The 11,976-nt window shown below is 63.2% G+C and carries 14 protein-coding genes and 1 pseudogene; 7 read left to right on the plus strand and 8 right to left on the minus strand.

Features of this window, described 5'->3' with window-relative positions; translation table 11 throughout:
• Positions 1–30: 30 nt before the first annotated feature.
• The 4 genes from ACSSVG_RS08780 to ACSSVG_RS08795 form a co-directional block, all read right to left on the minus strand.
• Complete coding sequence (locus ACSSVG_RS08780; protein WP_492418462.1) at positions 31–906, minus strand: class II fructose-bisphosphate aldolase; 876 nt, start codon at positions 904–906, stop codon at positions 31–33.
• Positions 906–2,372, minus strand: coding sequence for a GntP family transporter (locus ACSSVG_RS08785; protein WP_231340812.1), 1,467 nt, complete (start codon positions 2,370–2,372; stop codon positions 906–908). Before ACSSVG_RS08785 ends, ACSSVG_RS08780 begins: the two co-directional genes overlap by 1 nt.
• A 103-nt stretch (positions 2,373–2,475) precedes the next feature.
• Positions 2,476–3,378, minus strand: a complete 903-nt coding sequence (locus ACSSVG_RS08790; RefSeq protein WP_231340811.1) for an NAD(P)-dependent oxidoreductase — start codon at positions 3,376–3,378, stop codon at positions 2,476–2,478.
• A gap of 35 nt (positions 3,379–3,413) precedes the next feature.
• Entirely contained in the window at positions 3,414–4,919 is a 1,506-nt protein-coding gene (locus ACSSVG_RS08795) for a four-carbon acid sugar kinase family protein (RefSeq protein ID WP_492418465.1), read from the minus strand.
• Positions 4,920–5,050: 131 nt separating this feature from the next.
• On the opposite strand from ACSSVG_RS08795, the gene ACSSVG_RS08800 reads away from it, so the two are divergent.
• From ACSSVG_RS08800 to ACSSVG_RS08810, 3 genes and pseudogenes are all read left to right on the plus strand, one after another.
• Positions 5,051–5,851 carry an alpha/beta fold hydrolase gene (locus ACSSVG_RS08800; RefSeq protein ID WP_492418467.1) on the plus strand — a complete coding sequence of 267 codons (801 nt, stop codon included), beginning with the start codon at positions 5,051–5,053 and terminating at the stop codon, positions 5,849–5,851.
• A 77-nt stretch (positions 5,852–5,928) separates the two neighbouring features.
• Entirely contained in the window at positions 5,929–6,630 is a 702-nt protein-coding gene (locus tag ACSSVG_RS08805) for a FadR/GntR family transcriptional regulator (protein ID WP_492418469.1), read from the plus strand.
• 109 nt (positions 6,631–6,739) lie between these two features.
• Positions 6,740–7,740 (plus strand): annotated as a pseudogene (locus ACSSVG_RS08810) (IS481 family transposase).
• Positions 7,741–8,184: 444 nt separating this feature from the next.
• Here ACSSVG_RS08810 and ACSSVG_RS08815 read toward each other — a convergent pair.
• On the minus strand, positions 8,185–8,421 hold the full coding sequence (locus tag ACSSVG_RS08815; protein WP_231340807.1) for a hypothetical protein: 237 nt from the start codon (positions 8,419–8,421) through the stop codon (positions 8,185–8,187).
• A 170-nt stretch (positions 8,422–8,591) separates the two neighbouring features.
• On the opposite strand from ACSSVG_RS08815, the gene ACSSVG_RS08820 reads away from it, so the two are divergent.
• The 3 genes from ACSSVG_RS08820 (at position 8,592) to ACSSVG_RS08830 (ending at position 9,728) form a co-directional block, all read left to right on the plus strand.
• Positions 8,592–8,825: a cold shock domain-containing protein gene (locus ACSSVG_RS08820; protein WP_231340806.1), complete on the plus strand. Its 234-nt coding sequence runs from the start codon at positions 8,592–8,594 to the stop codon at positions 8,823–8,825.
• Positions 8,826–8,925: 100 nt separating this feature from the next.
• Complete coding sequence (locus tag ACSSVG_RS08825; protein ID WP_253465693.1) at positions 8,926–9,327, plus strand: hypothetical protein; 402 nt, start codon at positions 8,926–8,928, stop codon at positions 9,325–9,327.
• Entirely contained in the window at positions 9,324–9,728 is a 405-nt protein-coding gene (locus ACSSVG_RS08830; protein WP_492418472.1) for a hypothetical protein, read from the plus strand. The genes ACSSVG_RS08825 and ACSSVG_RS08830 overlap by 4 nt, the downstream gene beginning before the upstream one ends.
• Before the next feature lie 155 nt (positions 9,729–9,883).
• Here ACSSVG_RS08830 and ACSSVG_RS08835 read toward each other — a convergent pair whose 3' ends face one another.
• A complete protein-coding gene (locus ACSSVG_RS08835; RefSeq protein WP_231340803.1) occupies positions 9,884–10,240 on the minus strand; it encodes a hypothetical protein in 357 nt (118 codons plus the stop codon).
• A complete protein-coding gene (locus ACSSVG_RS08840) occupies positions 10,212–10,721 on the minus strand; it encodes a hypothetical protein (protein WP_231340802.1) in 510 nt (169 codons plus the stop codon). Before ACSSVG_RS08840 ends, ACSSVG_RS08835 begins: the two co-directional genes overlap by 29 nt.
• A gap of 98 nt (positions 10,722–10,819) precedes the next feature.
• On the opposite strand from ACSSVG_RS08840, the gene ACSSVG_RS08845 reads away from it, so the two are divergent.
• Positions 10,820–11,302: a hypothetical protein gene (locus ACSSVG_RS08845; RefSeq protein WP_231340801.1), complete on the plus strand. Its 483-nt coding sequence runs from the start codon at positions 10,820–10,822 to the stop codon at positions 11,300–11,302.
• 74 nt (positions 11,303–11,376) lie between these two features.
• On the opposite strand, the gene ACSSVG_RS08850 is transcribed toward ACSSVG_RS08845, so the two are convergent.
• Positions 11,377–11,766: a hypothetical protein gene (locus tag ACSSVG_RS08850; protein WP_231340800.1), complete on the minus strand. Its 390-nt coding sequence runs from the start codon at positions 11,764–11,766 to the stop codon at positions 11,377–11,379.
• Positions 11,767–11,976 lie beyond the last annotated feature (210 nt).

Here is an 11,976-nt window from a genome sequence, read left to right on the forward strand (position 1 = left end):
TGACGTACAGTGCCGGTGATGCGGCGGGACTCAGGCGCTGAGCAGCTCCAGCGTGGCGCCCGCGAATGCCGCGGCCGAACCGTTCCAGCGCGCCAGCAGACCCTGGAGATTCTCGCCGTCCGCGCGGTGCGCCGCAGTTTCAGCTTCGAGAGTCGAGAGGATTCCGGTCCGGAGCTCAGTATTGAAGTTGACCTTGCCAACCCGCAGGGACGAAGCCTTGGCAAGCTCGCTGGCGGGGATTCCCGATGCGCCGTGCAGCACCAGCGGCACGTCGGTGCGCGCGGCAACGTCCTGCAGCACGTCCCAGCGGATGTTGGGCACTCCCTTGTACTTGCCGTGCACGTTCCCCACCGCAACGGCCAGGAGTTGCGCGCCGGTTCGTTCAACGAAGTCCGCCACCTGCGCCGGGTCAGTGAGCCCCGCAACTGAAGCGCCGGCGTCGTGCGCTGAATCATCGGTACCGAACGCCTTGTCTTCATCCCCCGCAAGGCCGCCAAGCTCCGCTTCGATCACGACGTCGGAGGCACCTTGCGCGTCCAGCACGGCACGGACTTCGCGGACCAGGGCGATGTTGTCCTCGTAGGGCAAGGACGAGCCGTCCGCCAACACCGCGTCCGCACCGGCAGCCACGGAATCACGGATGACCTGCAGGTCCGAGGCATGGTCGAGCTGCACGGAGACCGGAACGCCGGCGTCATCGGCAAGGCCGCGGAGGGCTGCGATGAGACGCAGCCCGTTCGGAGTGGAGGCAGTCTTCGGGGCCACCAGCAGGATGACTCCAAGCCGGGCTTCCTCCGCAGCCGAAACAACAGCCAGTGCGGTGGTGAAGTCGTAGCAGGTGAAGGCCGGAACGGCGGAGCCGGAGGCCAGTGCAGAGGTGACCAGCTGGTCGAGTTTGGTGCGCATCAGTGGGCCAGGCCTCCCACCAGGATCCAGGCGACGTACGTCAGGGCGAAGCCGGCCAGGCCCAGGATGGTGGTGAGGACGGTCCAGGTCTTGAGGCCGTCGGAAACCGTGAGGCCGTAGTACCGGATAACGGTCCAGAAGCCCGCGTCAGTCACGTGGGACAGGCCCAGCGAGCCGAAGCCGATGGCGATCACGATCACGGCGATCTGGGCCGGCGAGTAGCCACCCTCCATGACCGCGGACGTAAGCAGGCCGGTGGTCGTCACGATGGCGACGGTGGCCGAACCCTGCGCGGCGCGCAGAGCCAGGGAGATGATGAAGCCGAGCACGATCACCGGCAGCCCAAGGCTGTCCAGGGTGTGCGAAAGTGCGGCACCGATGCCAGACGTACGGAGGACTTCGCCGAAGACGCCGCCTGCGGCAACCACCATGAGGATGGAGGCGATGGGAGGCAGGGCCCCTTCGAAGATCTCCCCGGTTTCCTTGAGGGACCAGTTACGGCGGACCGCCAGCAGGAAGAAGGACAGGGCGACGGCGACCAGGAGCGCGAAGAACGGGTTGCCGATGAACGCGGCCACGCCGTACCAATAGTTGTCCTTGGCGATGGTCAGCGTACCGACGGTGCCGAGGAGGATCTGGACGATCGGGGCGGCAATCAGGAACATGATCAGGCCGGGACGGGGTGGAGCGATGGCACGGGCGCCCGGGCCGTCGTGGCCAACGTGGACCAGGGATTCGGAACCGAATTCTTCCACCTGCTGCTTGACGCCCGGGAGAAGCTCGTAATCCTTGCGGTTCATGATGCTGGCAACCCAGTAGGAAAGGAACCCGAGGGGAATGCAGATGATCAGCGAAATCATCGTGATGAGTCCAATGTCCGCGCCGAAGACGCCGGCACCGGCCACGATGCCCGGGTGCGGCGGGACCGCGACGTGGATGGACAGCATGATGCCGGCCATGGGCAAACCGAACTTGATCGGGTGGACATTCGCGATCTTGGCGAAGGCGTAGACGATCGGGACCAGGACGATCACGCCGACTTCGAAGAACACAGGGATGGCCACCAGGAAGCCCACCGCCGTCAAGGCGACAGCAACGCGCTTGGCGCCGAGCTTGTCAGTGAAGTGGGTGGCCAGCGACTGGACGCCACCGGACACCTCGATCATGCGGCCAAGGATGGCACCGAGGGCGATCAGCAGAGCGACCTTACCCATGGTGCTGCCAACGCCGGTGGTCACCACGGTGAAGATGTCCTTGAGCGGGATCTGGGCTGCGACGCCCACCAGGATGCTGACGGCCAGCAGGGCAACGAAAGCCTGGATCTTGAATCGGATGATCAGCACCAGCAACAGGGCGATCCCTGCCGCGGCGATGGTCAGCAGAAGCGGTGTTCCCAGCTCCACTGCGGGCTTGATGGCGGGGGCATCGGCCGCCCGAACCATCAGCGAGTTGACGAGGGGATTCATTGGGGGTGTCTCCTTTGACATACCAGTCTAGAGAAGACCGGCGGAGGTGGCGACGACGGCGAAGGGGGGACCGCCGTCGTCGCGGGTTCTTTGTTGGGGGTGGTTAGGCGGTGCGCTTGGAGGGCGCAACAACCTTGATGACGGCGGAGTCGTCGGCAGCGGCGAGGCCCTGGGCCTGGCCGAGAAGGTAAAGCTGTTCAGCGGCGGCGGCGACGGGAGCGGCAAGTCCTGCGGCGCGGGTGGCTTTGCCCACGATGCCCATGTCCTTGACGAAGATGTCCAGGCGGCTGAGCACCTCGGCGCCGTCTTCGGTGTAGGCCTCGAGGATGCGCGGGCCGCGGTTGGAGAGCATGAAGGAACCAGCGGCTCCGGCTTCGAGGGCAGCGAGGGTCTTGGCCTGGTCGAGGCCGAGGGCGTCGGCGAGGGCCATGGCCTCGGCAGCGGCAGCGATGTGCACACCGCACAGGAGCTGGTTGACGGTCTTCAGTGCCTGGCCGTCGCCGGGCTTGTCGCCCACGATGCTGAGGGTGGAGGCCAGCAGTTCCAGCGCGGGACGGGCTTTCCCGAGTGCTTCCGGCTCGGCGCCAACAACGATCAGCAGGTCACCTTCGCCGGCACGCTTCGGGCCGCCGGACAGCGGAGCGTCCACCAGGGCCACTCCGTATTCTGCAAGCTTTTCCACCGTGGCCGGGATTGCTTCCGTGCCGACGGTGCTGCCAAGGATCACGACGGCGCCCGGCTTCAGGACCGAGGCCACGCCGTTCTCGCCGAAGAGGACATCGTTGAGCTGTTCGCCGTTGCGGACGGCCAGGAGCAGCGCATCAGCGCCATTCGAAGCTTCGCGGGCGGAAGCAAAAGTCTTGATGCCTGCTGCTGCCGCGAGTTCCAGGCGCGGCTCGGCGATGTCGAAGCCGTGGACCGTGAGCTCGGACGCGAGGCGGGTTGCCATGGGCAGGCCCATGGCGCCGAGGCCCAGGACGGTGACGGTGTAGTTGCTGCTGGTCATGGTGTTCTCCATTGAATTTTTTGGGGCCGGGAGTTCTAGAAGGTGGCGCTGAGCTTGCGGGTGACCTGGGTCAGGGATTGGTCGTCGCCGACGTTGCCCGCGAAGACGATGTACGGGATGCCCTTGGCGGGGCCGTCCACCGGCTCCCACAGCGAGACGATGCCCGGCAGCATGGGTCCGCGGACAATTGCGTGGCGGATTTCCAGGCCGTGTGCGGCGACGTCCGAGGACGTGATGCCGCCCTTGGCGATAACAAACCGCGGCGGGAAGGTTTTCAAGGTCCGGTTCACCACGGCGACGACGGCGGCCGAAACGGTGCGGGCGATCTTCAGGCTCGCTGCGGCGTCGTCGGTTTTGATGAGCAGGCGGCTGGTGTGGACGATCACGTCGCCCTGGCGGAGGGCATCGACGACGTCGGACACGACGGTTTCGATATAGGCATCGGCTTCGGCTTCGAGAAGCTTCTCGACGTCGATCTCGATGGTCCGGGCCGAGCCATGCGCGGCTGTGAGGTCATTGAGCTGGCGCGTGGTGACACCCACATGGGAACCGACCACAATCAAGCCGCCCGCTGTGGACGGGGTGTTGCCCGCGAAGGCTTCTTCGGAGGTCAGCGCGGTGCGGATTTCCTGGCCAATGCGGCCGCGGACGAACGGCGGGCCCACGCGGTAGAGGAGTTTCTTGCCGCGGCGTTCGGCTTCCTCGAGGCCAAGAGCCAGGGCGCGGAAGTCGTTCTCGGTGACGATGTCGGCCACGATCGGCGTGGAGTTGGTGGCGGATTCCAGGGCGTCGGCGATGGCTTTGGCGGAGATGGTGGGGTCCTGCGCGGAGGCTCCGGCGCGGATGATGTTCAGGTCCAGGACGATCACGTCGCTGGCCGGGAACCGGCCCTGCGACTTCTCCTCCACATACTTGGCCATCTCGGAGTTCTTGAAGCCGAAGCTCGCGTCCTTGGCGAATTCCGTCTCGGCAACGGGAGTGAGGGAGCCGGAATCCTCTCCGGTGCCGCGCATGTAGTGGATGCCGCCGATGGTGACGCGGCCGGCGTCGGGGAAAGCGGGAACAATCACCACGCCGTCGGTTGCTTCGCCGGTTTGGGCAGCAACAGTGGCTGCGATGACGTCCGGTTCCAGCGGGTAGTGGCCGCGGAGGGTGGAGTCGCTGCGGCTGACGAAGCCGAGGCGCAGCCGAGGACCAGTACCGTCGCCGGCGGCTGCTGCGGCCAGGGCGTTGCGCACAATTTCCTCGTTGCGCGCTGCGGCTTCGGCCGGGTCCAGGCTGCGGGTGTTGGTGAGGACGTAGACGGCGGGCTTGGTCTGGTTCTCGCGGATGTGGGTGAAGGCCCAGGTGAAGTCCTCCACCTCCCAGCGGGTGAGCACGGCGAGATCCGCCACGGACTGCGTTCCCGTGGGGTCGTCGTCGAGGACAACCAGCACGCGCGGGGTGGTGGCTGCGGACGCTGCTACGGCGTCGGCCACCAGGTGAGCGGGAATCTGGACTTCCGCCGGGAAGGCGGCCAGAACGTCTGCTTCAAGGGTCACTGTGCACTCCATCGTGGGAAATCTGTGTAGCGGTTTAGTGAATGTAAGATGTCAGACATCTAACATTTGAATGCTAGTGTGACACACGGCTCTTCGCTGCGCAAGGTGCCCGCCGTCACTAGGCTGGGTGCATGGCTGACAGCGCGGTTCCGCTTCCCTTCGTTGATGTGCGGATGCCCACGAATGCTGCGGACGATGTCCCGGCGGTGCTGATCCATGGCTGGGCTTCGGGTTCGGTGTATTGGGAACCACTGGCAGGGAAACTACTCGACGACGGCAGGCCGGCCTGGATTCTTGACCTCCCGGGCTACCACCCCGGAGAGGAATTACCCGGTCACCATGAGTGGACGCTGGACTCCGCAGCAGCCTCGGTTGCAGCGGCACTTGATGCCCGGGGAACCGGCCCAGTGCATCTCGTGGGGCACTCGATGGGCGGAAGCGTCTCCTTGACCTTGGCGGCAGCCCGTCCCGAACTGGTTGCCACAGTGACCTTGGTGGGCATGGTCCCGGCGCCACCAAACGAGGGATTCAAGAACCTGCTGGTCTCGCAGCTGGAGCAGGGATTCTTCGACGCCGGCACGAGGGCGAAGTTGATGAACGCTTGGTACGGGGAACTGGCCGGGGACGAGATGGAGCAGCTCAGCAAGGGCTTCGACGCGCCGTTCGAGGTTCTGGCCGCGAGCGCGTTGGCGGCAATGACCGGCGTCGAGCCTTCAGTGCCCGGGCGCGTCCACGCGCCCTTGCTGGTCATTGCCGGGACCGCGGACCGTGTGCGGTCCATCGACCAAATGGCTGCCTTCGTGGATGCCGGCCCACATCGGCACCTGAAGGCCATTTCCGGAGCGGGTCACAGCGTCCACTGGGAGCAGCCGCAAGAATGCGCCGACACACTGCATGAATTTTGGAGAACGAGCTGGCCACCGCCAGCGTAAGATGTCTGACAACCATCCCGCCCCGGGGGAAGATCCACGGGGCGTCGGGCGGTCCGGAGTACAGGAAATGGGGATACATGGCACGCAAGTCGCTGGTCGGCGTCGTGGCTGATGAGCTGCTGGACCGGATCATCGCTGGCGAGTTTCCGCCTGGAACGGTGGTCCCTGGAGAGTTGGAGCTCAGCGCCAAGCACGAGGTAAGCCGCATGACCGTGCGTGAGGCCATGAAAACCCTTGAGGCGCAGCGAATCCTGAGCGTCGAGCGGGGCCGCGGAACCTTTGTGAATCCCCTGAACCAGTGGGCATCGCTGGAAGCTGTGCTGCGTGCTGCGTCTGAGGGAACCAAGGACGCTGCTGCGGCGATCCAGCTCATTGAGCTCCGTCGGATGCTCGAAACCGGTGCGTGCGAACTCGCGGCGGAGCGCATCTCAGACGACGAGCTGGTTGCGCTTAAGGAACACGTTGAAAAAATGCAGGCAGCCCATGAGGCCAACGACCTCGCAGCTTTTGTGGAGGCAGACCTCGCCTTCCACGACGTGATCCTCCACGCTTCGGGCAACGTGTTCGTGGCCGTCCTGTTTGAGCCGCTGCACCGGGTCCTCGAGGCCAGGCGCACCGAGACCTCGGCGTTCCCGGAAATCCAGGAACACGCGATCGGCCATCATCGGAAAATTGCTGGCGCATTGGAGTCACGCAATCCCAACGACTCGCGTCTCGCCATGGACGCCCATATGCAGCAGACGCTGGATGACCTGAAGACGTACGTGCTGGAGGCCTAACTGTAGTGTCCCGGCAGGTTGGTGACACGGATTGATGTGACGCAATAAGAGGACCTCCGGGTGTTGTGTGGTGCTTGTCGAGAGCAAACACACAAACCAGGAGGTCGTCGTGTCCCACTCTAACGCGATCCTTACCCCTGCCGGCCGCCTAAAACTCGCCCACTGCGTGGTCGATGGCCACTGACCTTTGCGGCGGGCCGCTGAACGCTTCAACGTTTCGGTACCAACGGCTGCCCGCTGGGCCAAGCGCAATGTCGAGCTCGGCGAAGCCGGCATGCAGGACCGTCCCAGCCGACCGCTGAGCTGCCCGCACCGCAGTTCAGTGCGGACAGAACATCGCGTCGTGGGCCTTCGGACATCCAAGCGCTGGGGACCGGCCAGGATCGCCTACCACCTGCACTTGAACATCTCCACGGTCCATCGGATCCTGCACCGCTATCACTGCCCACCGCTGCGCTTCACGGACCGTGCCACCGGAATCAGGATCCGCCGAGAACGCGCACGCCGTTATGAATACGCCTGGCCCGGGGAAATGATCCACGTCGACGTGAAGAAGCTCGGCAGGATCCCCGATGGCGGTGGCCATAAGAGCCTTGGCCGGGTGGCCGGGGAGGCCAACTCCCGGGCCCGGAATCTGGCTGAAGGAACCCGCAAGAACAGAGGCCTGCTCCGTGGTTACACGTTCATCCACCATGCCGTCGATGGCCACTCCCGCTACGTCTACTCCGAAATCCTGCCCGACGAAACCAAGGAAACCGCCTCAGCTTTCATGCGCAACGCCATTGCCGCGTTCGCCGCCCACGGCGTGAAGATCCAAAGGGTGCTCACCGATAACGGCTCCTGCTACCGGTCCAAGACCTTCGCCCAGGTCCTGAAAGAAGCCGGGATCCGACACAAACGCACCAGGCCCTACCGACCCCAAACCAACGGCAAAGTCGAACGCTTCAACCGCATCCTCCTCGAAGAATGGGCGTACGCCCGGCCTTACACCTCAAAACCCGACCGGCAAGCCTGTTTCCCGGTTTCATCGAGCACTACAATCACACCAGGCCACACACCGCGCTCAAAGGCGCCTCCCCAGCCAGCCGCGTCACCAAGCTACCGGGTTAGTACACGTAGCCTTCAACGCCTTGCGGCGTTCGACCCGTTCCTAGGAAACGCTCCGGAACCTCGTCGTTGAGCGAGAACGGTCCCCACGCATCATTCTTGGGCAGGGTCTCGTCGACTTCATGCCATCGTTCCCATGCTGCTTGGCGGGTCACCCCCAGGGCTGTGGCGATCTCGGCCCAAGACAGGCCGGCCTTCCGCGCGTATCGCACGGTTCGGAGTTCGGTGAGGTCAGCACGCTTGACGGACCTGCTGGATGGCGGTCAGGGTGGTCGTCACTTCCGTCTTCCACCCCTCCGGGCTCGTCAAGGACACCACAATGCTCCGAGGACCGGTCATGGCCCTGTGGACGGTTGGCCCGCCGCTATATCGTGCCATGGCTCGTGGTGAGCTTGTCCGCCTCTACTGTCAAGGCATCTTGGCAGTCAGTGACGGGCCAGACGGTACCTACATGTTGAACATCAGACGCCATTTGACCGGCACACCGTTGACGGTGGTGATGACAGTGCAGTATTGGACGATGATGCCGCGCTGTGCGTAGTACTCAGCGGCCTGGTTGCATGTTGAAAGCGACTCGTAGGTGTACACCCTGAGGGTGGCCGCCTGGGCGGGAATTGCACCGCTGACGAGTGTGGATCCGGCGATGCCCAACCCGAGCAATGCTGCAGCAATTCTGCGTTTCATGTTTACTCCCCCAAATAGTCCTGAATGGATAGAGCGAAACTATCAGCGTGGGCGGGGCATGGAACATGGGAAGGGGTGCCCATGCCGGAGCGTGCGCTGTCCGCTCAGGTTGGCTACTCAGCTATTGCCCTGCTCCGAAACTGCTTTCACGACGCACCTAGACTGGTGCGATGAAAACTCAAGGGGTCGTCCGTTTCTGGAGCGACGAACACGGATGGGGCGTCATCGACTCCGCACCGACTCCCGGCGGGTGCTGGGCCCATTTCAGTGTCGTCGAGGTTGCCGGCTATCGGTCGCTCACTGCCGGCGAAAACGTGGAGTTGGAGTGGGAGGCCGTTGAGCAGGACGGGTACGCCTTCAGGGCGATCTCGGTCAGGACTGCTGAGAGCGAGACTCAACCATGAGGCTCGGTCGCACGATCAGAACTGACCAACCGATGGGCAATGTCCCGAAGTGCCACGCCGGGTGCCGGCCCACCCACAGAAAGCCGGGGCGAAATTGTTGATGCAGTACTGGGACCTGGAGCCACTCACCGAGTACTACCTGGAGGACAGTTTCGTGCTGGACGTCCGGGCCACCCCGGGCAGGTTTTCCATCATGCTCGACTTTGTCCTCCGGGAAGGCCACCCGCAGTACGCCTCTCCCCTGCCGGGAGAACAGTACTCCTACCGAAAAGGCCGCCTAGTGTTCAGCGGCGTCAAAGAAATTTCATGGAGCGGTCAGGGCCGCATCAACCCGCCGATCGACGCCAACGACGAGATCGATTACGGCGGAATCGACTCCTTCACAATCGAAGACAACGTCTACCGCTTGGAAGGTGATTTTGGGCTACTCGAGGTCAGCGCCGCCTCAGTTGGTGCCGAGCTAAAGGAGGGCATGACTACCGGCCCAAAGGTGTCATCATGAGTACCTTCCTGGAACGCTTCGCTGCAGCGACCAATGAAGAGGGTCTACGGTCCGGATGGTCACCGGCTGCCTACTTGGAGGCTTGGGCGGCCTTCACGGAGGACTGCGAGAACGGGTACCAAGGGAACATCTACGAATACGAAAACGACATCAGCGTCCGGTGCGTGATCGAGAAGGTAATGACTTCGCTTGGTCCGGTCGAAGACGCTGCAGTTGCCGTCTTCGCGGATGCTGTCGCTGAAATCGATGCCCGTTTCGCCGCCGTTCTGAACTCCGGCCCAGCAATACGAGACGAAACCGTCCCCTGGTGGCGCCGACGGCTCCCCAGCAGCGGCGGACCCGAGTTTGCTGCAGATGCCCGGCAGCACTTCTCCGTGATGCCTTCTCCCGTCGAAACCTAGAACCGGGAGCTGTCCCGAGCATGGCAGGATTGCTCCGTGATGACCGAGACGATGAATGAGGCGATGCGGCCCCTTCGTGTTTTGGCGGAGCCTTTCGTCAAGTCCAGCCGTCTGGATCCCCACCCGCCGGTCCCCCATCGGCGGGCTTTCCTGCGTCAGTTTTGACTGCCGAGTGCCTGCAGTTCCGTCTCTGCTCGCTGCAGCAGTCGCTCAGCTTCCTCCTGGCTGTAAGGCGTGACGTGGATCCACTCCCAGCCTGCCCCGTAGTAGTCGTCATAGACGGCAATGCGTGCGATCCGGAGTAACCGTCCCAGCTCGGCCAGGGAAAGGGCCGCACCGACCTCCAGCTGCACCATGAGGTCCTGGCGCCATGCGGTGAAGGCATCGGCGTCGTCAAAGCCGTGCTGCCGTGCGAAGTTGTCGGCGGCTCTGGCCGGACCTCCCCAGACACCTAGTGCCGTATGGAAGAAGACCCGCAGTTCCTTATCCAACGTTCTGGCTGGCCTGTCCACGGCCGGAGTCCGGTTCAGTAGCGTCCGGCTTGAGCCGCAGGAGTCGGATCGTCTGCACGATGAGGCCGAACTGGAGGAACAGTATGAAGTACGGGAAACTGCCGTTGACTTCGAGCGTATCGACGATGCTAAAGAGATCGGACGCCAGGCTGACCACCGCAATGACCAGGGCAGCGATGAGCGGCACCACCGACGTGCTTCTCCGGGCGACAATGTTCCAGATTCCCACCCCGATCAGCGCCAGAATGAGAAGAACAACGAGAGCATCCGCCACGACGACTTCACTCTTTTGGCTCGCGGTAAGGGTTTCGAGAAGATACCCGTAGGTCGAGTACGCCCAGATCATGCTGTAGATGTTGAACGCACCAACAATAAGAAGGGCGATACCGACACTGGTTCGTCCCCTGCGGAGTTGTTTCGTGTCCGCGGTTGGAGCAGCAGCTGCAGGTAAGTCGCTTGGGCGCGGCAGTTGAAGGCTCATACGGGTTCCCTCTAAGAGTGCAGGGAGTACCCAGTGCGCCCCCATCGGGAACAATGTAGCAGTCGGCAACCATCGCCAAGTTGTGGTTACCTCTGAGCATGGGATTATTTCGGAAGAAGGCCCACGGCCCTGCCCTGGCTGTTGAAACAGAGAGCACCGTAGAAGCGGCGGGCACTGTCGAACCAGAAATCACCGTGGAAGTGGCGAGCACAGTCGAAGTCGAGGATGTGGCACCGACGCCGCTGCTGTTGACGGCTGAAGAGCTCCCTGAGGGTTTCGTTTACCCGCGGGGACTGCTGCGGCTCGTGGAACTGGAACTGTTCGAACTGGAACCGTGGTGGATCCTCACCGGTGATCGGCTCCGGGACCGCAACCGTGGCCTGGCCGTACGCTATCCGGACCGGAAGCTGATCTTCTTCGCCAGGCGTCAGGACAATGACGACACTGCCTGCTGGGATTTGAACACCGGCAAGGTCGCGATAGTTCACGACTTCGCCTCCCCCGGGTGGGAGGCCCGTGGCGAATTCGAAGACTTCGATGCCTGGTTGCACTCGGCCATCGATGACCTCATCGAGTTCTAGGGGCTACCAAGTTTTAGCGGACGTGCCAGAAGGGCGGCAACACCCTGGGCATCTTTGTGAGCCTGCTTTCTGCCCTAGTTATCCGCACGAGCGAACCCTGCTAGCCATTCCCGAGCGGACTCTCTGGAGTTGAAGTACGCCTGGGGGATGTCGCTGTTACGGCCCATTCGCGCTGCTTGGACACGGTCGATACTGGTTGCACCGACAATCGCGACTGCTGAGGGACTAACGGAAGACAGTGCGTGTTGCCTGACTCCTGACGCCAAATGGTTCCCGTTGGCTTCGACTAGCAGAGCTATGACGCGGCCTTCTGTGAGCTCACGGCTCGCGGCGGCGACCTCCATGGCGTCTGCAGCAAGGATCGGAACGTTCGTTGCCCAAATGAGGTGCAGGACCCCGGCGGCATCCAAGCGCAGGGTTGCTTTGCCGCTGGCCAGGCAGAATTCTTTGACCGTATCCTCCATGAGGACACCTTAACGACGCGAGGGCCATAAAGCAGCGCTCACTCGACAAACTTTTGGAATAGGACAACGGCAAGCAGGTCCCGTTATCCCTACACGCACACACAGCAGTAAAGTCGCTGCCCGGAAGAGCGTCTTCTAGAGGACACCAATGATGGCCAGCCGCTGCTCTTTCGCCTCAAGGACGTGTCAAGTTGCTCTCTCGTTAGTCCT

The sequence above is a fragment of the Paenarthrobacter sp. E2MeOHC11 genome, assembly GCF_058744955.1.